Source organism: Kitasatospora sp. NBC_00374, assembly GCF_041434935.1.
Taxonomy (GTDB): domain Bacteria; phylum Actinomycetota; class Actinomycetes; order Streptomycetales; family Streptomycetaceae; genus Kitasatospora.
On sequence record NZ_CP107964.1, the window covers coordinates 656446 to 673827 of the forward strand.

At 74.6% G+C, this 17382-nt stretch carries 24 protein-coding genes; 17 read left to right on the forward strand and 7 right to left on the reverse strand.

Annotated elements, in window-relative coordinates; genetic code table 11:
- The first annotated feature begins 32 nt into the window (after positions 1 to 32).
- Complete coding sequence (locus OG871_RS02965) at positions 33 to 1004, forward strand: SMP-30/gluconolactonase/LRE family protein (protein WP_371494022.1); 972 nt, start codon at positions 33 to 35, stop codon at positions 1002 to 1004.
- A gap of 98 nt (positions 1005 to 1102) precedes the next feature.
- On the opposite strand, the gene OG871_RS02970 is transcribed toward OG871_RS02965, so the two are convergent.
- Entirely contained in the window at positions 1103 to 1699 is a 597-nt protein-coding gene (locus tag OG871_RS02970) for a dihydrofolate reductase family protein (protein ID WP_371494023.1), read from the reverse strand.
- A 162-nt stretch (positions 1700 to 1861) separates the two neighbouring features.
- Positions 1862 to 2296, reverse strand: coding sequence for a nuclear transport factor 2 family protein (locus OG871_RS02975; protein WP_371494024.1), 435 nt, complete (start codon positions 2294 to 2296; stop codon positions 1862 to 1864).
- 283 nt (positions 2297 to 2579) lie between these two features.
- On the opposite strand from OG871_RS02975, the gene OG871_RS02980 reads away from it, so the two are divergent.
- The 6 genes from OG871_RS02980 to OG871_RS03005 all read left to right on the forward strand — a co-directional run bounded on the left by OG871_RS02980 (position 2580) and on the right by OG871_RS03005 (position 6187).
- The gene (locus OG871_RS02980; protein ID WP_371494026.1) at positions 2580 to 2933 is read left to right on the forward strand and encodes a hypothetical protein; all 354 of its coding nucleotides are present in this window, start codon (positions 2580 to 2582) and stop codon (positions 2931 to 2933) included.
- Positions 2934 to 3075: 142 nt separating this feature from the next.
- On the forward strand, positions 3076 to 3627 hold the full coding sequence (locus OG871_RS02985; RefSeq protein ID WP_371494028.1) for a hypothetical protein: 552 nt from the start codon (positions 3076 to 3078) through the stop codon (positions 3625 to 3627).
- Between the two features lie 108 nt (positions 3628 to 3735).
- On the forward strand, positions 3736 to 3930 hold the full coding sequence (locus OG871_RS02990; protein WP_371494030.1) for a hypothetical protein: 195 nt from the start codon (positions 3736 to 3738) through the stop codon (positions 3928 to 3930).
- 572 nt (positions 3931 to 4502) lie between these two features.
- Positions 4503 to 4913, forward strand: a complete 411-nt coding sequence (locus OG871_RS02995) for a transglycosylase SLT domain-containing protein (protein ID WP_371494032.1) — start codon at positions 4503 to 4505, stop codon at positions 4911 to 4913.
- 274 nt (positions 4914 to 5187) lie between these two features.
- Positions 5188 to 5646: an SRPBCC family protein gene (locus OG871_RS03000; RefSeq protein ID WP_371494033.1), complete on the forward strand. Its 459-nt coding sequence runs from the start codon at positions 5188 to 5190 to the stop codon at positions 5644 to 5646.
- A gap of 25 nt (positions 5647 to 5671) precedes the next feature.
- Positions 5672 to 6187, forward strand: coding sequence for an HPP family protein (locus OG871_RS03005; RefSeq protein ID WP_371494035.1), 516 nt, complete (start codon positions 5672 to 5674; stop codon positions 6185 to 6187).
- A 489-nt stretch (positions 6188 to 6676) separates the two neighbouring features.
- Here OG871_RS03005 and OG871_RS03010 read toward each other — a convergent pair whose 3' ends face one another.
- Both OG871_RS03010 and OG871_RS03015 read right to left on the reverse strand, forming a co-directional pair.
- A complete protein-coding gene (locus OG871_RS03010) occupies positions 6677 to 7693 on the reverse strand; it encodes an endonuclease/exonuclease/phosphatase family protein (RefSeq protein ID WP_371494036.1) in 1017 nt (338 codons plus the stop codon).
- A 117-nt stretch (positions 7694 to 7810) separates the two neighbouring features.
- Positions 7811 to 8320, reverse strand: a complete 510-nt coding sequence (locus OG871_RS03015) for a GNAT family N-acetyltransferase (protein ID WP_371494038.1) — start codon at positions 8318 to 8320, stop codon at positions 7811 to 7813.
- 162 nt (positions 8321 to 8482) lie between these two features.
- On the opposite strand from OG871_RS03015, the gene OG871_RS03020 reads away from it, so the two are divergent.
- Positions 8483 to 8965, forward strand: coding sequence for a pyridoxamine 5'-phosphate oxidase family protein (locus tag OG871_RS03020; RefSeq protein WP_371494039.1), 483 nt, complete (start codon positions 8483 to 8485; stop codon positions 8963 to 8965).
- A gap of 123 nt (positions 8966 to 9088) precedes the next feature.
- Positions 9089 to 9979, forward strand: a complete 891-nt coding sequence (locus tag OG871_RS03025) for an alpha/beta fold hydrolase (protein WP_371494040.1) — start codon at positions 9089 to 9091, stop codon at positions 9977 to 9979.
- Here the strand turns inward: OG871_RS03025 and OG871_RS03030 are convergent.
- On the reverse strand, positions 9922 to 10185 hold the full coding sequence (locus OG871_RS03030; RefSeq protein WP_371494041.1) for a hypothetical protein: 264 nt from the start codon (positions 10183 to 10185) through the stop codon (positions 9922 to 9924). The two genes, OG871_RS03025 and OG871_RS03030, sit on opposite strands and share 58 nt — an antisense overlap.
- Before the next feature lie 121 nt (positions 10186 to 10306).
- Here OG871_RS03030 and OG871_RS03035 point away from each other — a divergent pair, with 121 nt between their 5' ends.
- From OG871_RS03035 to OG871_RS03060, 6 genes are all read left to right on the forward strand, one after another.
- Positions 10307 to 10717, forward strand: a complete 411-nt coding sequence (locus OG871_RS03035; RefSeq protein WP_371494042.1) for a YciI family protein — start codon at positions 10307 to 10309, stop codon at positions 10715 to 10717.
- Between the two features lie 214 nt (positions 10718 to 10931).
- Positions 10932 to 11237, forward strand: coding sequence for a GNAT family N-acetyltransferase (locus OG871_RS03040; protein WP_371494043.1), 306 nt, complete (start codon positions 10932 to 10934; stop codon positions 11235 to 11237).
- Positions 11238 to 11284: 47 nt separating this feature from the next.
- Positions 11285 to 11764 (forward strand): OsmC family protein, encoded by a 480-nt coding sequence (locus OG871_RS03045; RefSeq protein WP_371494044.1) that lies wholly within the window; start codon positions 11285 to 11287, stop codon positions 11762 to 11764.
- Positions 11757 to 12722, forward strand: a complete 966-nt coding sequence (locus OG871_RS03050) for a pirin family protein (protein WP_371494045.1) — start codon at positions 11757 to 11759, stop codon at positions 12720 to 12722. Before OG871_RS03045 ends, OG871_RS03050 begins: the two co-directional genes overlap by 8 nt.
- Before the next feature lie 243 nt (positions 12723 to 12965).
- On the forward strand, positions 12966 to 14192 hold the full coding sequence (locus tag OG871_RS03055) for an FAD-dependent monooxygenase (protein ID WP_371494046.1): 1227 nt from the start codon (positions 12966 to 12968) through the stop codon (positions 14190 to 14192).
- Between the two features lie 361 nt (positions 14193 to 14553).
- Positions 14554 to 14877: a hypothetical protein gene (locus OG871_RS03060; RefSeq protein WP_371494047.1), complete on the forward strand. Its 324-nt coding sequence runs from the start codon at positions 14554 to 14556 to the stop codon at positions 14875 to 14877.
- Between the two features lie 41 nt (positions 14878 to 14918).
- Here OG871_RS03060 and OG871_RS03065 read toward each other — a convergent pair whose 3' ends face one another.
- Positions 14919 to 15224 carry a hypothetical protein gene (locus tag OG871_RS03065; RefSeq protein WP_371494048.1) on the reverse strand — a complete coding sequence of 102 codons (306 nt, stop codon included), beginning with the start codon at positions 15222 to 15224 and terminating at the stop codon, positions 14919 to 14921.
- 122 nt (positions 15225 to 15346) lie between these two features.
- On the reverse strand, positions 15347 to 15718 hold the full coding sequence (locus OG871_RS03070) for a carboxymuconolactone decarboxylase family protein (RefSeq protein ID WP_371494049.1): 372 nt from the start codon (positions 15716 to 15718) through the stop codon (positions 15347 to 15349).
- Positions 15719 to 15823: 105 nt separating this feature from the next.
- Here OG871_RS03070 and OG871_RS03075 point away from each other — a divergent pair, with 105 nt between their 5' ends.
- Positions 15824 to 16780 carry a LysR family transcriptional regulator gene (locus OG871_RS03075; RefSeq protein WP_371494050.1) on the forward strand — a complete coding sequence of 319 codons (957 nt, stop codon included), beginning with the start codon at positions 15824 to 15826 and terminating at the stop codon, positions 16778 to 16780.
- A gap of 140 nt (positions 16781 to 16920) precedes the next feature.
- The gene (locus tag OG871_RS03080) at positions 16921 to 17277 is read left to right on the forward strand and encodes a VOC family protein (RefSeq protein WP_371494051.1); all 357 of its coding nucleotides are present in this window, start codon (positions 16921 to 16923) and stop codon (positions 17275 to 17277) included.
- Positions 17278 to 17382 lie beyond the last annotated feature (105 nt).

Genomic DNA, 17382 nt, shown 5'->3' on the forward strand with positions numbered 1-17382 from the left:
ACCCAGCCCGGTTGTCCCCGTAAGGAGTGACCTTGCCCCGCTCGACCCGCCTGCCCCGTCTCGCCGGTTCCCTCGGCGCCGTCTCCCTCGCCCTGACCCTGCTGGCCGCGACCCCGACGGCGGCCGTCGCCCCGCCGCTGTCGGACCCTCACATCCTGGTGCACTTCGATCTGGCCGCGGGGCAGATGCCCGAGAACATCACTCTGGAACCGGACGGATCCGCGGACCTGACCCTGATCGGCAGCAGACAGATCGCCCACGTCTCCCCGCAGGGCGCGGTCCGGATCCTGGCCACGCTGCCCGCCCCGGCCGGGTCGACCACCCCGATCGTGGGGTTCCCCGCGCTCACCGGCATCGTCCGGGCCGACGACGGCACCCTCTACTTCAGCTACAACACCGGTACGGCGGACCTCACCGGCATCTGGCGTCTGACGCCGGGCGGCGCGCCGCAGCTGATCGTCCCGCTGCCCGTCGACGGCCTCGCCAACGGGCTGGGCCTCGACGAGCACGCCGGCGTCCTGTACTCCGCCGACTCCGCCCTCGGGGTGGTCCACCGCATCCCACTGCACGGCGGCCCCGTGACCGTCTGGGCGAGCGGGCCCGAGCTGCGGCCCGTGAGCCTCATCGGCGCCAACGGGCTCAAACTCCACCACGGCGCCGTCTGGGTGAGCAACTCCGACCAGGGCACCCTGCTGCGAATCCCCGTCTGCGAGGACGGGTCGGCGGCGCCGACCGAGATCCGCGCGGGCGCGCTGGTCGGCATCGACGACTTCGCCTTCGTCGGGCACGGCGACACCGTCCTCGCCGCGCTCAACCCCACCAGCGAGGTCGCCCACGTGACCCCCGACGGCGCGCACACCACCGTCCTGACGCGGGGAGACGGACTCTCCAACCCGACGGCGGTGGCGCTGCGCGGCCACACCGTCTACGTGACCAGCGCGGCCTTCACCACGGCTCAGGACCCCAACCTGCTGCTCGCCCGCCTCGACCGCCCGAAGCACTGACAGAAGCACCGACAGAAGCGCTCACCGACGGCACCGAGGCGCGTGCCGATCCGCGCCGCGGCGGTATCGGCACGTCGCCGCGTCGTGGGCGTGGGCCCCTACCCCGCTGCGACCGGCCGGTAGGTGCACACGTTCACGCCGGTGCCGCTGGTGACGGTCGAGACCAGTTCGAGCGTGCGCAGCGCGCCGTCGTCGGGGAAGATCTTCTTCCCGCCGCCGAGCAGCACCGGCATGACGATGAGCCGGAGTTCGTCGACCAGGCCCTCGCTCAGCAGCGTGCGGGCGAGGGTGGGGCTCCCCATGACCAACAGGTCGCCGCCGGCGGTCTCCCGCAGCTCCCCGATCCGGGCGACGGCCTTGTCACCGGGGACGAGGGTGGTGTTCTCCCACGTCAGCGCCGTGTCGCCGAGCGTCCCGGAGACGACGTACTTCGGGATGGCGTTCATCCGGTCGGCGAACGGATCGCCGGCCCGCTCCGGCCATGCCGCGGCCATCGTCTGCCAGGTACGGCGTCCGAACAGCAGCGCCTGCGCCTTGCCCAGGGCCTCGTCGAACGCGCCGCCCACCACCTCCGGATCGAAGAAGGGGTGGGACCACCCACCGTGGGCGAAGCCGCCGTCGGTGTCCTCCTCGGGACCGCCCGGTGCCTGCACGACACCGTCCAGGCTCATGAACTCGCTGATCACGATACGCACGGGACTCGCTCCTCGTTCTCGCTCCAGGGGTGACGGCGATGAGGACTGCCGCGCTCCCGCAGTGGTGATGTGGAGAACATAGAGCCCGGCACCGACAGAACCGGTGAACGTCGGCCGCCGACACCGCAACTGACGGGTCGGTGGACGCGCCCCCGCTCCCGGTCAGGCGGTCGGCCCGCCGAACAGGCTCCGTTCGACGTGCTGGGTGTCGGCGTACTCCCGCACCGAGGTGATCGCCCCGTCCCGGACGGTGAAGACGCCCAGGCAGCTGTTGTCGTACACCCGGCCGCTCGCCGCCACCCCCGTGGAGGTCCACTCCGCGACGACCTGCTCCCCGTCGGCGATGACCCGGGTGAGCGTCACGCGGGGAGCGCCGCCGGGGGCGAACAGACCGGCGGCGCCGCCGAGGAAGTCCTGGATGATGGTGTCGCGGCCGCGGTACACGCCGCTCAGCGGCAGATCGCCCGGGTACGTCCAGGTGGCGTCCTCGGCGAAGCTCGCGGCCATGGCCACGAGGTCCCCATCGGCGACGGCCGTCACGTAGCGGACCACCACGGTGCGGGGGTCGGTCTCGGGCTCGGTCCTGGTGTCGGTCATCGGAGTGCTCCCTCGTCGTCGGTGGTCGGCAGGTGGCCCTCGGTGTGCTCTCTCCCCCGCCGACCACCAGCAAAGCCCCGCACCGGGGTGACGGGCCAACAGCCGGATGCCGATGGCCACAACCGACGGTTGTGAGCGGGGATCCGGATACCCTCGCCGGCCGACACGGCCGGGCCGGGAGGCCGCGTCCCGGGCCACGACGGACCCCGGGAACCGGGCGGGTCCGCCGCGTGCGGACCTCGGCGCTGGCGCTGAGGCGGCCCGGGCAGGCAAGGTAGTGCTCATGTCCGAACGCCGCGACCGCCGTCGCCTGCACGCCCGAGCCCGCGCCCTCGGGGTTTCCGTCGAGCGCGTCCCCCGCCGCGGCACACCCAAGGGCCGCCGGACCAGGCCCTTCGCCGGACCCCTCGCCGGGCCGCTCGCCGGGCCGCTCGCCGGGCTTCCGGGGGACGCACCGCTCTGGCCGCGCACCGAGGCGCCGGACCGGGACGTGCTGGTCGAGACCCCGGCGGTGTCCCGGCCTCGGGCCGTGGCCTGCTGCGAGGTGGTGCTCACCCGGGAGGTCATGGACGGCGGAACGGTGGTCATGCTCAGCTCCCACACCGCCCTGTGCCCGGTCTGGTCCGTGCAGCGGTAGGAGGGTCACGCCACCGGGGCCCCGGGGGCGCCTTGCCGTCGGAGCCCCGATCCGTCGGCGAAGTGTTCGCAGGACGGCCTGCCGGACGGACTCCGCCGCACCGGGCGGTCGCGCTGTCACTCCCGTGGGCCAGAATGCCGCCATGACGATCACAGGGGGCAGGTCCACGCTGGAGCAGCTGGGTGAGCTGCTCGGGGAGCCGGTGTGGCGCGGCTGGGCCCGGCCGGCCATCTGGGAGGCCAGTGAACGGCATCTCGGCCGACGGCTTCCGGTGGACTGCAAGGAGTTCCTCGACCTGTACGGCCCCGGCGTGGTCGACGGCTATCTCACGATCGACCGCCCGCTGGACGCCACCGGGACCGCGATGGAGCGCCACTGGGGGCCGGCTCCCGAGCTCCCGTCCTGGTACGCCGAAATCGCCGACCAGCCATGGGAGTTCGACGAATCGGACGTCAAGGCCGGCGCCCTGCTGATGTGGGGCGGCAACGAGGAGGGCGGCCGGTACTTCTTCCGCGCGGTCGAGGAGGACCCCTCGCAGTGGCGGATCGTCGTCAACAGCGAGCAGGGCGAGTGGTTCGAGACGGCCGGCACGTTCACCGAGTTCCTGCTGCGCTGCTTCCTGCGGGTCGACCGCCCCGCCTTCATGCACCGCGGCTGGCCGGGAGCCGACGCCCGCTACGAGCCGCACGCGTGACCCGGCGCCGCACCGCACCGCGCACCCCGCCGGGCCGAACCCGGGGCGGGAGCACGAAGCCCGGCGCGGCGGTCCTGGCGCGGCGATCACGACCGCAGGACCCGCACCATGACCGACACCGGTAGCGACAGCAACGGCGACGGCAGCAGCTGGGACGGCGGCTGGGACCCCGACCGGCAGACCCCGAACAGCCGGCCGCGCCGCGGCCCGGGCCCGATGCAGCTGCCGTCGAGCCGAGGCGGTCGGCTGTTCCTGGCGGCCCTGGTGGTCCTGCTGCCCGTCACCGCGCTCGCCTTCGCCTGATCCGCGCCCGGCCGTACGGGCGGCAGGCGCCGCGCATGCGGGGAGTGCCCACCGGCATGCCGTGCGTGGCCGGAACCGGCCTGGCGGACCGGTGCGGCAGGGGTGGGCGGTGAGGGTGCTCACACGCCTCCCAGGGCCTACGACCGCCGGTAGTTGATCGTCCGGGTCGGGCCGACGAGGATCCGTGCCGCCGCCGGCCGCGATCATGGGAGCGGGCCCGGTCTGCGGGTGCCACCGGGGTGCAGGGCCCATCAGACCTCGAAATTTTGACCGAAATGCCCGTTTTCTTAAGGTTTAGATCGCCGCTGATGCGCCTCGGGGCGATCTCCCGAGCCGGGCGAAAATCGATGTTTACTACGACCGCCCGTCGTAACAGGGCCTCTTGGCCGCGGGCGACGTCGCCGCTAACAATGGCGAAGTCGTCAGACGCCGCAGCAACCTGTCAGGCCGCGGCGCCCGTTCAGGCCCTCGCTCCATGAGGTGCCCCACGCCCCGCTCCACCCCTCGGCCGCCATCCGGCCGACGGTCACGGGTGGCCGGGAGCGTAGCCAACCGATTGAGGCAATTTCTTCATGCGAATGTTCTCCACCCGTCTGCGCGCCTCGGCCGCGCTGCTCGCGTCCGCCGCCGGTGTCGCAGCCCTCGGCAGCGTCGTCGTCCCCACCGTCGCCTCCGCCGCCACCCCCGCCTACTCGCCCGCCTCGGTGCAGGCGATCGCCGCGCAGATCGTGCCCGCCAACCAGCTGGCGTCGTTCAACCAGATCGTCGCGCACGAGAGCAGCTGGAACGTCACGGCCACCAACGCCTCCTCCGGCGCCTACGGCCTGGTGCAGGCCCTGCCCGCCTCCAAGATGGCCTCGGCCGGCGCGGACTGGAAGACCAACCCCGCGACCCAGATCAAGTGGGGCCTGAACTACATGAACGAGCGCTACGGCAGCCCGAACGCCGCCTGGGCGTTCTGGCAGACCCACCACTGGTACTGATCGGACCGCCACGACGGCACGGATCGGCCCCGACCACCGGGCCGTGGTGCCGCCGAGGTCCGACCGCCGGGCCGTTGACCGCCACGACGGGCGGAGTCTCCCCGGCAGCCGGAAGGGCCCGGTGTGCGAAAGCGCGCCGGGCCCTTCCGGCGTTCGCGATCACCGGCCGAGGTTGCCCCCGCCACACATGAGTGATTGACTACTCACACACCGGCGAGTGAGCGGTCAACCACTCACCCGACGGCACGGACCCCTCCGTCAGAAGGAGACCACCATGCCCCGCCACGCCACGCCCGCCACCATTGACGAGGCCGCGCCCGTCGTCGTGCGGCTCTCCACCACCGTCGACGCCCCGCTCGCCCGTGTCTGGGCGCTGCACACCAACGTCGACGCGTGGCCGATCTGGCACCCGGACGTCGAGAAGGCCGAGCTCGCAGGGCCGCTGTCGCCGGGCTCCTCGTTCCGCTGGCTGACCCACGGCCTCGACATCACCTCCACCGTCCTCGAACTGGTGCCGTACCGGCGGATCGTCTGGGGCGGGCCCGCGCAGGGCATCGACGGTATCCACGTGTGGACCTTCGAGGAGGTCGACGGAGCCGTCCGGGTGCACACCGAGGAGTCCTGGAGCGGCGCCCCGGTCGAGGACCAGGCCGAACGGCTCCGGGCAGCCCTCCACTCCTCCCTGGAGCGGTGGCTGCAGTACCTCGGGGCAACGGCCGAGCGCCGGCCGTAGCCCGCCCGCGGGCGGGCTGGGCCACGTGATCCGACAGCGAGCTCACCGCACCCCTCGCCATCCGGAACCACACCGGCGCCGCGGCGTACATCCACGCGACGCCGGACTGCACCGGGCCTTCCCACGCCGCCCCGTCGGGGTCGCCATCGGCGCCGCCGTCCACGAACCGCTGCTGATACCGCCGCTGGCCGCCAGCGCCGCCCTCATCCACAGTGTCCCCGCCCTGCCGCTGGCCCAGCCACGAAGCGTGATCGGCGGGCACCTGCTCTGCGCGGCGGTCGGACTCGGCGTCCATGCCGCCCTCGGCAGCTCCCTGTGGAGCGCCGCCATCGCCGCCGGCCTGGCCCTGGGGACGACGATGCTCGCCCGCACCCCCCACTCCCCCGCCTGTGACACCGCCGTCATCGCCGTCCTCCAGGGACCGCCGCCGGCCCGCTTCCTGAGCACCCTCGCCGTTGCGGCCGTCCTGCTGGTACTGGCCGGCTGCGCCGCCGCCAGGCTGCGCCGCGCCGCCACGCCGTACCCGTCCTACTGGTGGTGACGGCGGCGCCGGCCCCGGCGAGGTGTCCTACCCCGCCCGCCACCCGGCTCCGGGCCGGTCCGGTCGGTCCGGCGCCGCCACGATCGGCGCCCGAGGGGTCGGCGCCTCCGAGCTCGCGGGATCGTCCCGGGGCCGGTCGTAGCAGGGCCAGGAGCACACGCCGTACGGTGTCCACGGCACCGTCCGGCCGCAACCGGTGCACGTCATCATCGGGACTGCGGACGGCTCGGACATCGCCACCACTCCCAGGATCGTCGCTCGCCTCCTACCACCGTACGACTCCCCCGGCCCGGGCCCGGACGCCGTCCACCGCGGGCCCGGGCCGCCCCGGGGACGTCCTGAGGCGCCGTCACCGACGGTCACCTCTCCCCGGCCGTGAGCCCGGCCACTGCCACCGCCCGTGACCGGTGGGGCCGAGTCCGGGCCGGTGCGGCCCGTGGTGCGGAGGTCGAGCAGGAACTGCCGGCGCCGGAGGCCTCGTCCGGGAGGTCAGCCCGTCAGCGCCAACTCGGCGACCACCGCACGGTGGTCGGAGCCGTGCACGGTGTGCTCTGAGACGTCGACGGCGGTCAGGGCGTCGCCGTGCAGCACATGGTCGATCTGGATCACCGGCGGCAGGTAGGGGAAGTCGGCGTTGTGCTCCGGCCAGGTCGGCGACCCGCCCCGGCCCAGCTCCGCGTGGGTGTCGGTCAGGCCGGTGTCGAGCAGCGAGCGCATCGGCGCGTGGTCGAGGGTGGCGTTGAAGTCGCCCAGGAGCACCGAGTTGCGGGTGTCGGCGCGCGCCGCGGCCTTCAACCCGTCGAAGCCGCGGGCCCACTTGCGGGCGTCGCCGAGCGGGTAGTAGGTGTGGACGGCCACCACCCGCACCTTGTGCCCCGCCACGGCCACCTCCGCACCCACCTGCGCCCGCGTCACCGCCGGGTCCGAGCTGTCGAGCCGGGTCAGCGGCAGCCGCGAGAACAGCGCGGTGTCGTTGTTGTTCGGCTGCTCGCGGTACGGCATCAGCTCGCCCATCCCGGCCTCGTCGAGGCGGCGCGCGGCGCCGGGGCTGAGCTCCTCCACGGCGAGCACGTCCACGCGCTGCTCGCGCACCAGCCGGACCAGCGCGGCCGCATCGACCTGTCCCAGGTAGGAGTTGCTGGTGGCGACCCGCAGCCTCGGCACGTCGGCCGCCACCGAGGTGCCGTCCGGCACGAAGCGCGGTACCACCAGGGCCAGCTGGACCACCGCCAGCAGGCCGGCCACGGCGGCCGTACGCCACGAGCGCAGCACCAGCAGCGCGGCCAGTGCCACCAGGGTGACCGGAACCGCGTAGGGCATCGTCGACATCGGCATCGCCAGCACCGTGCCGTCGTCCCACCCGCCGAGCCTCGTCAGGAGCAGTCCCGCCGGGCCGACCAGCGCGAGGCAGCAGACGACCACCGCCGCCGTGCGCAGCGTGCGGTGGCGGCGCCGCCGGGTCGGCGGGTCGTTCTCCGTCACCGCTGCCGTCACCACGTCGACCATGCCCGCTCCCCCGCATCCCACCCGCGTTGCACCGTACGCCGGTGATCATCCACCGTCGCCTCCGGCTGGAGACGCCGCCCGCCCGCCGCCGGTTCCACCGGAGCCCGGGGGTGCGGGCTACGCCAGGGCGCGGCGCATCACCAGCCGGGGCCACCGGTCGAGGCCGTGGGCCGCCTCCCGTCCGCAGATCTCCCGCAGGCCCGGGCCGAGCGCGGAGTCGCCGAGCGGGTGGAACCCGCAGCGCGCGTAGTAGGGCGCGTTCCACGGGACGTCGGTGAACGTGGTGAGGGTCAGGGCGGGGACGCCCTCGTGCGCGGCGCGGTCGGCGAGGTGGTCCATGAGCGAGCGGCCGATGCCGCGGCGGGCGCTGTCGGGGTGGACCGACACCTGTTCGACGTGGAGGTTGCCGTCGACGCGGTCGGCGAGGAGGTAGGCCACCGGCACGTCTGCCGCGTCCGCGGCGACCCAGGCCAGGCCGGCCCGCCGGTAGCGGGCGAGCTCGTCGAGCGGGAACGGCTCGTCGTCGGCGATCTCGGGCATGCCGACCTCGCGGAAGCACTGCCCGGCGGCTCGCTCGATGTCCTGGAGGAGGGGCAGTTCGTCGGTGCGGACGGCGCGGATGGACATGGGGCTCATTGTCTCCTCCCGGCCGCCCTGGGTCCCCTGCTTTTTCGTCCGTCACGGCCGGGCGGGGGGTAGTGCCCGGGCGTGGCGCGGACGGGTGGGGCGCCCTGCGGGGGAGAGTGTTGCCCGGTCGACGGTTTCGGTGGCTCGTGGAAGGTGGCGGGGATGGACACGTCCGAGGTGGCGGCGCAGCTCGCCGATCCCGTCGCGCGACGGCTGCTGGCCTCCTGCCGGCTGATGCGGCTGGCGTACACGGGTCGGGACGGCGCGCCGCGGGTCGTCCCGATCGGGTACAGCTGGACGGGTACGCGGTTCGTGGTGTGCACGGTCCCGGGGTCGGCGAAGGTGGCGGCGCTGGGCGCGGATCCGCGGGTGGCGCTGACCATCGACACCGACGCCTTCCCGCCGAACGTGCTGATGGTGCGGGGCACCGCCTCCCTGGAGACCGTCGAGGGCGTGCCGCAGGAGTTCCTGGACGCCAGTCGGCGTTACCTGGATCCCGCGGTGTTCCCGGCCTGGGAGGCCGAGGTGCGCCGGCTGTACGAGACCATGACCCGGATCACCGTCACCCCCACCTGGGCGAAGGTCCTCGACTTCGAGACCCGTATCCCCTCCGCCGTACAGGAGTTGGCCGACCGCAAGCGGTAGGCGGGTGGGCGCGGGGCGCATGGCCGCCCTCCCCTCCTGCCCGTTCATCCGCGGCCGCACCCGGCGCCCCTGCCCGCCGCGCCGCAGACGGGCTGCGGCCGCCCGGTGGTGCATGCTCGCGTCATGACTGATCTCCTTGCGACCTCGGCCGACGGCACCCTCGTCACCGCGCTGGACGGCGGCACCGGGCCGGCACTGCTGCTCGTCCACGGCGGCGGCGAGGACGCCGGCTCGTGGGACGGCGTGACCGAGTCACTGGTCGAGGACTTCCGCGTCGTCAGGATCAACCGGCGGATCTACGCCGAGGGCGCGCCGACCCCGGGGGTGGGGCACTCGTGCGCGGTCGAGGCCGCCGACATCCTGGCGGTCGCCGGCCTCCTCGGGCAGCCGGCCTACCTGATCGGGCACTCCTCGGGTGCCATCGCCGCCATCGAGGCCGCCCTGGTAGCGCCCTCGGCGTTCGTCGGCCTGTTCCTGTACGAGCCACCGGTGCCGTCCAGGTCGCCGGTCGGCGGTCCGGCCGCCGTACGGGCAGCCGCCGCGCTGGCCTCGGGCGACCCGACCGGCGCGGTGCGCATCCAGCTCCGCGACATCGTCGGGTTGCCGGCCGCGCACGTGGAGGCCCTGATCCGGGATCCCGACACGCGGCGCCTGCTCACGCTGCGGGCTGCGGCGCAGGCGGCGGACGTCCGGGCGCTCGACGCGTTGGGCGTCGGCACCGACCGCTTCACCGCCCTCCGCCTGCCGGCGACCCTGCTGGAGGGCGGGCAGAGCCCGTCCCACCTGCGGGAACGGCTCGCCGATCTCGCCGCCGCCCTGCCGAACGCCCGGGTGGTCACGCTGCCCGGATGCGGGCACACCGCGCACCGCTCCGCGCCGCGGACCGTGGCCCGGACGATCCGGGAGGCCGTCGAAGCCGTCCTGGGCCGGGCTCCCGGCGGGTCGGGCGGCGCAGTTCAGGAGGTGTCGCCGGCCCAGTCCCAGCGCCTCGGGTCGGTGGGCCGCGGCGCGTAGTGGGCCCGGCCGCCCGGACCGTGGGCGCCGATCTCGGTCGGCAGGGCGGCGCCGGTGCGGAGCTGTTCGTCGCTCCAGTCGGTGACGTCCAGCAGGAGCCCGTCCAGCGGGCCTGCCACCAGCTCGCGGTAGCGGTGCCCCGGCCGCGGACCGGGATCGTCGTGGTCCGCTCCGTAGACCCGGCCCCTCATCAGCGCATCGTCCATATCCGGCAGCATTCCAGTCACCACTGACACCACCGCCCGCCGGACCGGCACGTACGCCCGCGCGGGTGCCCGACCGGCGGGGTGCGGTCGCCGCCGGCCCTTTGGGCGGTTACCTGGGGCCATGAAATACCTCGTGATGGTTCAGGGTTCGCAGCGCGACTACGACGCCATGCGCGGGACGGCGTCGCCCGGCCTGCCCCCGTGGTCGCGGCCCGACGTGGAGGCGATGTTCGCCTACATGGAGGCCGTCAACGACGAACTCGCCGCCTCCGGGGAGCTCGTGGACGCGCAGGGGCTGACCGACCCCGCCCAGGCGCGGGCGGTCATCGTCGGGCCGGACGGACGGCCCGTGGTCACCGACGCCCCGTACGGTGCGGGCGAGGTGCTGATGGCCGGGTACTGGGTGCTCGACTGCGCCGGCCTCGACCGGGTCACGGAGATCGCCGCCCGGGTGGCCCGGTGCCCCACGCCCGAGGGCAGCCCCGCGCGCGCGGTGGTCGTGCGGCCGATCGGCGACGGGTCCGAGATCTGACAGCGGATCCGTCGCGCGACTCCTGCTGCCGTCGCGCCCCGCCCTGCCCGCGGCGCGACGGACCGTCAGGGCCGTTCGCTCTCGGGCGCTCGCGGGCGCTCTCGGGCAGGACACCGCCACGCCCTGTCCGGAACCGCTCTTGATCTTGAGCTAGTTTAACTCTAAACTACTCATCTCGGGCCACCGGGCCCGACGGACAGGAGCAGGCGAAGCGATGACCACCAACGTGCAGGACAACCCCGACCGGTCCCGGTTCGAGATCCTCGACGACGGCGAGCTCGCCGGGTTCGCCGAGTACCACCGCTCCGAGGGCGAGATCGCCTTCATCCACACCGAGATCGACGCCCGCTTCGAGGGCCGGGGCTTCGGCGGGCAGCTCGCCCGGGCCGCCCTCGACTCCGCCCGGGAGCAGGGCCTGGCCGTCCTCCCCTACTGCCCGTTCATCCGCGGCTGGCTGGGCAGGCACCCCGAGTACACCGAGCTGGTGCCGGCGGCCCGACGCGCCCGCTTCGGCCTGTAAAACCCCGCCACCCCGCTCACGGACGGACCAGGACGGACACCACGGACATGGACCACACCACCACCACAGCACCGGAGTTCGTCAGGTCGGCCGCCGCGGTCGCCACCAGCACCGGCGACGACTACCGCGTGGAGATCCGCGCCGGCCGCCACCCGCTGGCCGCCGACGAACCCGAGTCGGTCGGCGGCGCCGACACCGCGCCGACACCGATAGGCCTGCTGCTCTCCGCACTCGGCTCCTGCACCGCCATCACGCTGCGGATGTACGCCCAGCGCAAGGACTGGCCGCTGGAGACCGTCCGGGTGCACCTCGGGTACGAGAAGGGGGACGGCACCGCCCGGATCACCCGGCGCATCGACCTGCTCGGCGATCTCGACGACGGCCAGCGGGCACGTCTGCTGGACATCGCCGACCGGACGCCCGTCACCCGGGCCGTCGGCGGCGGCACACCGATCGTGTCCCTCACCTCGCACCGGGCGCCCACCCACGTCGCAGCCGCCGGAACGGAGGCCGCCGACCATGAGTGATCCCCGTCCTCCGTTCCCGGCCGCCGTCCGCGGCGGCCACCAGGACGTCGCAGCCCACCCCGTCCGGGAGCTGCTGGCACCGCGCGAGACCGCGCTCGGCGGCAGCACCGTCGTCCGGCGGCTGCTGCCGAACCTGGGCCGTCGGATGGTCGGCGCCTGGTGCTTCGTCGACCACTACGGCCCGGACGACATCGCCGACCAGCCCGGCATGCAGGTCCCGCCGCACCCCCACATGGGCCTGCAGACCGTCAGCTGGCTGCACCAGGGCGAGGTGCTGCACCGCGACAGCCTCGGCAGCCTGCAGACCGTCCGCCCACGCGAACTGGGCCTGATGACCTCCGGCCGGGCGATCTCGCACTCCGAGGAGTCCCCGCGCGAGCACGCCCGCCTCCTGCACGGCGCCCAGCTCTGGGTCGCCCTCCCGGACGCCCACCGCCACACCACCCCCGCCTTCGAGCACCACCCCGACCTGCCCCGGATCACCGCCGCCGGCCTCGACGCCCACCTCATCCTCGGCACCCTCGACGGCACCACCTCACCCGGCACCACCCACACACCCCTGGTCGGCGCCGACCTGACCCTCCGACAGGGCGCCCACCACCGACTGCCCCTGGAACGCGACTTCGAGTACGCCGTCCTGACCATGTCCGGACGCACCGAGGCCGACGGCGTCCCCCTGGAACCCGGCTCCATGCTCTACCTCGGCTGCGGCCGCGACGAGTTGCCGCTGCGCGCGCTCACCGACAGCTCACTGCTGCTGCTCGGCGGCGAACCGTTCGAGGAGGAGATCGTCATGTGGTGGAACTTCATCGGCCGCACCGGCGAGGAGATCGCCCAGGCCCGGGAGGAGTGGACGACCGGCACCCGCTTCGGCGAGGTGCACGGCTACGACGGCGCCCGACTGGACGCGCCCGCCCTCCCCGCCACACCGTTGAAGGCGCGGGGCCGCAGCCGCTGACCCGCCCGGCCACGGCGGCCGGGGCCGGTGAGCGTCGTGGACCGCCCCGGTCCCCCTCCCCCGGCGGCTGCCCGACTCGGAGCAGCGACCGGGGGAACCGGACGTTCACCGGCGATCCAGGGGCGGGATTCGGCCGCGCCCGCCGGTTCGGGCGGGGCCCCCGACGCGGCGGCGCTATGGTCGCCCTGGAGCGTCGTCGGCAACTGCCGGGGAGCCCGTCGAAGCGGAGCCGGAGGGGCCGAGTTGGCGCGGATCATGGTCATCGGCGGTGGCATCGCCGGCACGGCGGTCGCTCTGGGCCTGCACAAGGCAGGCTTCGGCGTCACCGTCCACGAGGCGCATCCGAACACCGGTGCGGACGTCGGAGCGTTCCTCACCCTGGCCAGCAACGGGATGCGTGCGCTCGCCCAGCTCGACGCCGCGACGCTGGTGGCCGGGCTCGGCTTCCCGCTGACCGCGATGCACGTCCTCGACGAGAACGGTCGCGAACTCGCCGCCCTGCCGCTCGGCGAGCACGAGCACCCGCTGACCCGCTACCGCTGCCTGCGCCGCGCCGCCCTCGGCGCGGCCCTCCAGCGCGAGGTCCGGCGCCGCGGCATCCCGATCCGGCACGCGGCCCGGCTGGTCAGCGTCGCCGAGCGCGCCGAGGACGTCACGGTGACGTTCGCGGACGGCAGCTCGGCCACCGCCGACCTGGTGGTCGGAGCCGACGGTCTGCACTCCGCCGTACGCACCCAGCTCGACCCGGCCGCCGCCCGACCCGGCTACGCGGGCCAGCGGGTCTTCTACGGCTACACCGCCGACGCCGCAGTGCCGCCGGAGGGCCCGTCCGACCGGATCACCATGGTCCGCGGCAGTGTCGCCGCGTTCGGCTACGCCGTCTCCCCCACCGGCGAGACCTACTGGTTCGCACGCGTGCCCGGCCCGCCGGCGACCGCCGAGGAGCTCGCCGGCACGACCCCCGCCCAGTGGCGCGAGCGGCTCCTGCCGCTGCTGCGCGCCGACCGCACCCCCGCCGCCGACATCGTCGCCGCGACCGGCGAGCAGCTGATGGTCACCAACGCGCTGCAGCTGAACCCCGGAGGCCGCTGGCACAGCCCCCGCACGGTCCTGATCGGCGACGCGGCGCACGCCGCCTCCCCGGCCACCGGCCAGGGCGCGTCCATGGCCCTGGAGGACGCCGTGGTGCTCGCCAAGGCACTGCGCGACGCCCGTTCCCCGGCCGCGGCCCTCGACCGCTACGAGCTCCTGCGCCGGCCCCGGACGGAGCGGAACATCGAGGTGAGCGGCCGGCTCACCGCCGCCAGGTCCGCCCGGCCGGAGCCGTCCTCGCCCGACGCCGCCGTTCCGGCGGCCCGCGACTCCGAGCGTCCCGAGCGACGGGTGGACGAGGAGCTCCTCCGTCTCCTCGACTGGCGCACCCCGCTTCCGGCGACCGGCGCCACCGTCCGGGACCGGCCCGGTCCGTAGCACGGCCACCCCGCGGCGCCGTCCCACCAAGCGGGATACCCGCCAGTTGGGATTCGCACGGGCCGCGCACCCGGCTACCGTCATCCCCCAGGGCAGCCAACAGAATCCGGCGGGCCCGACTCGAAGGCCGTAGCGCGCACCCCTTCCGGCACCGGAAGCGCTCCGGCCGACCCGGCAGGCAGGACCTTGCACGGACCGACCCGCCCGGGGAAGGCCGGACCACCCGCTGCACCACCACCGGCGGTCCGGCCTTCACGACGCCACCCCACGTCACCCGGCGACGGGCCGCCCACCCCCGCGGCCCGCCTCCCCCGGACGGAGCAGTGGGCGTGCCGTCAGACCCGGTACGGGGGTTGGGCCGGTGGTGAAGCCCGTCGACCGTGCCCTGCCGCCTTTCCCAGCCGACCCGCGCACCGCGTGGGCGTACCCGCCGCTGCCCGGCCCTCGACCGGACGGCCTTCGGGCGGCCACCGCGCCGCCGCCGTCCGCGCAGGACACCCTGGCGGGCCCGGAGGCCGCGGGCCGGTGGGCCGACCTCGTCCGGGTCCTCGACGCCGCCCGGGTGCCGCTCGCCCTCGGTGACACCGACGCCCTGCGACAGGCCGCCAAGATCGACCCCGAGCTGCTGGACACCCTGCTGCGCTGGATCCGCACCGCCAACGCCCCGGGCGACGGCGCCATCTGACGCCTCCGCACCGGGGCGCACGGCCGGGCCGGCCCGCCGGTCTACTCGCCGTCCGCGCCGGGTGCCCTGCCGCGGCCTTCCCTGACCGCGTCGAGCGCCGCCGACAGGTGGCGGGCCGCATCGTGGAAAGCGCCTCGCGAGGTGGCGCTGGTCAGCTGGTCGGCCAGGCCTCGGGCCAGCCGGTCGAGGCTTTCGAGGGTGGTGCCGACGGACGCCAGCAGGTCCGCCTCGTCGGTGAGCCGGAACCGCTGGTCCCGGGAGCGGCAGACGGGATCGGTGACGGTCCGGCAGAGCAGCCGGTCGACCTCGTCCATCGCCACGGCGATCGTATGACGCTCGGTGCCCATCCCGGCTCCCTCCGGTCCGCGGTGGCCGGTCGGCCGCCCCGCCCGGCGTCCTACCCGCCGCGCGGGGCCCGGACGCGCCGGTCCACCCGATCGGACGCGTGATCCGCGCGGGCGCGCGCCCGCTACGACGAGGTCGGCGCGGCGACGCCGTGCGCCTCGTACAGCTTCATCGCCTGGAGCCCGTGCGCCAGCGAGGCCCCGGCCCGGACGGCGGCGGCCACGAAGACGACCTCCGCGAGCTCCTGCGGGGTGACGCCGTGCCGACGGGCCTGGGCCGTGTGGACGTCGAGGCAGTAGGAGCACTGGGTGGTGAGCGCGACCGCGATCGACAGCAGCTCTCGGGTCCTGCGCGGCAGCGCGCCGTCGCCGCGGTCGACGCTCTCCTGGAACGACCGCCAGGCCGCGAACTCCGCGGGGGCGAGGGCTCCGACCGCACGGGCCCGGTTCAGGTCCGACGGGTCGTGGTACGGGTGGCAGGGGGTGTTGTGCTGCACGGGACCTCCGAGTGTGGGTGTGTGGGACCAAGCCCATCAGCAGGCACCCGGCCCGGTCCAAGACCGTTTCGATGGGGTCGTGAGCGTCCCGATATGGTGCCGGGCATGGACCACCGCCGCCTGCGCTACTTCGTCGCCGTCGCCGAGGAGCAGCATTTCGGCCGGGCCGCCGTGCGGCTGCACATGTCCCAGCCGCCGCTGAGCCAGCGGATCCGGGAGCTGGAGGACGAGCTCGGCTGCCGGCTGTTCGACCGCTCCCCGCGGGGAGTGCGGCTCACCGAGGCCGGGTCGGTGCTGCTGGTGGAGGCCAGACGGCTGCTGGAATCGGCGGAGCTCGCCCGGGAACGGGTACGGGAGACCGGCCGGCGACGTCCGGTCGTGGTGGGCACCGTCGCCGGTGCCGGGCTCGACTTCGGTCCGCGGACGGCCACGGCCTTCCGCCGCACCCACCCGGACACCGAGGTGCGGATGCGTGAGAGCGGGATCGACGATCCGACGGCCGGTCTGCGGTCGGGCCTGGTCGATCTCGCGTTGACCAGGCTCCCGTTCGACACCGAGGGGATCAGCGTCCGGCAGCTTGCCGTCGAGCCGCTGGTCGCCGTCGTCGCGGCGGACGATCCGACGGCCCGGCGGGCCACCGCGACGGTGGACGACCTGCGCGGCCGGTCGTGGATCCGGCTGCCCGAGGAGAGCGATCCGGCGTGGCGCCGCTACTGGTCGGGCGGCCTGGAGGGCGCGGTGGCCGGGCCGGTGGTCCGGTCCGTGCCGGAGTGCCTGCACGCCGTCGTGTGGCAGGGGGCGGTCGGCATCCTGCCGGCCGGCGCGGCGGACCGGCACCGCGCCGAGGGCGTCGCCTTCGTCCCGCTCACCGGCTACCCGCCGAGCCGGGTCGTGATCGCCTGGCCGTCGGACCGTCCCGACCCGCTGGTCCTCGCCTTCGTCCGGGCTGCCGAGGCGGGGGCGGACGGCCGGCAGGCGGGGGTGCCGTCGTACGGCGCGGAGCAGGCGGCCGGACCGATCAGGAATCGAGAAGCGGGGACCGGCCGGCCGCGGCTAGCGTGACCTGCATGGAGATCGCGGCCCACGGGGTCCCGTCCCGGTGGTCCTCCTCCGGGACGAGCGGCCGACCCGTCGCTCTCCGGACCACCCGTTCGTCCTCCGGCCGGCCGATCCCGACCGGGCCCACGACTTGAGGAGTGACCATGACCGGCTCTTCCACCCAGGGAATCAAGACCGTCCTGCACCCCGTCTCCGACCTCGCCGCGGCCAAGCAGGTGTACACCGCCCTGCTCGGCGTACCGCCGCAGACCGACGAGTCCTACTACGTCGGCTTCGAGGTCGCGGGTCAGCACATCGGGCTGGTGCCGGGCGGTGGACCGCAGGGTATGTCCGCACCGGTGGCGTACTGGCACGTGCCGGACATCGAGGCCAAGCTCGCCGAGGTGACCGCCGCCGGTGCCACCGTGAAGGAGGCCGCACACGACGTGGGTGGCGGCCGGCTGGTGGCCACCTTCACCGACCCCGACGGCAACCTCCTCGGGCTGCTCCAGGACCGGTGAGCGACCGGTGAGCGTCCGATGAGCGCCGGTCGCCGGTGAACGGGCCCGGGCGCGCCCGACCGCCCCGGCCGGGCACGCCGCCCGGCCGGGGCCCGGGCACCCGAC

Bases quoted from the DNA above. Each gene is read 5' to 3' on its own strand.
- OG871_RS03030 (WP_371494041.1), bottom strand. From the start codon at position 10,185: ATGGACGATGCGCTGATGAGGGGCCGGGTCTACGGAGCGGACCACGAC.
- OG871_RS02985 (WP_371494028.1), top strand. From the start codon at position 3,076: ATGACGATCACAGGGGGCAGGTCCACGCTGGAGCAGCTGGGTGAGCTG.
- OG871_RS02980 (WP_371494026.1), top strand. From the start codon at position 2,580: ATGTCCGAACGCCGCGACCGCCGTCGCCTGCACGCCCGAGCCCGCGCC.
- OG871_RS03000 (WP_371494033.1), top strand. From the start codon at position 5,188: ATGCCCCGCCACGCCACGCCCGCCACCATTGACGAGGCCGCGCCCGTC.
- OG871_RS03010 (WP_371494036.1), bottom strand. From the start codon at position 7,693: ATGGTCGACGTGGTGACGGCAGCGGTGACGGAGAACGACCCGCCGACC.
- OG871_RS03040 (WP_371494043.1), top strand. From the start codon at position 10,932: ATGACCACCAACGTGCAGGACAACCCCGACCGGTCCCGGTTCGAGATC.
- OG871_RS03035 (WP_371494042.1), top strand. From the start codon at position 10,307: ATGAAATACCTCGTGATGGTTCAGGGTTCGCAGCGCGACTACGACGCC.
- OG871_RS03015 (WP_371494038.1), bottom strand. From the start codon at position 8,320: ATGTCCATCCGCGCCGTCCGCACCGACGAACTGCCCCTCCTCCAGGAC.
- OG871_RS03075 (WP_371494050.1), top strand. From the start codon at position 15,824: ATGGACCACCGCCGCCTGCGCTACTTCGTCGCCGTCGCCGAGGAGCAG.
- OG871_RS02995 (WP_371494032.1), top strand. From the start codon at position 4,503: ATGCGAATGTTCTCCACCCGTCTGCGCGCCTCGGCCGCGCTGCTCGCG.
- OG871_RS03050 (WP_371494045.1), top strand. From the start codon at position 11,757: ATGAGTGATCCCCGTCCTCCGTTCCCGGCCGCCGTCCGCGGCGGCCAC.
- OG871_RS03045 (WP_371494044.1), top strand. From the start codon at position 11,285: ATGGACCACACCACCACCACAGCACCGGAGTTCGTCAGGTCGGCCGCC.
- OG871_RS02975 (WP_371494024.1), bottom strand. From the start codon at position 2,296: ATGACCGACACCAGGACCGAGCCCGAGACCGACCCCCGCACCGTGGTG.
- OG871_RS03065 (WP_371494048.1), bottom strand. From the start codon at position 15,224: ATGGGCACCGAGCGTCATACGATCGCCGTGGCGATGGACGAGGTCGAC.
- OG871_RS03025 (WP_371494040.1), top strand. From the start codon at position 9,089: ATGACTGATCTCCTTGCGACCTCGGCCGACGGCACCCTCGTCACCGCG.
- OG871_RS03080 (WP_371494051.1), top strand. From the start codon at position 16,921: ATGACCGGCTCTTCCACCCAGGGAATCAAGACCGTCCTGCACCCCGTC.
- OG871_RS03020 (WP_371494039.1), top strand. From the start codon at position 8,483: ATGGACACGTCCGAGGTGGCGGCGCAGCTCGCCGATCCCGTCGCGCGA.
- OG871_RS02990 (WP_371494030.1), top strand. From the start codon at position 3,736: ATGACCGACACCGGTAGCGACAGCAACGGCGACGGCAGCAGCTGGGAC.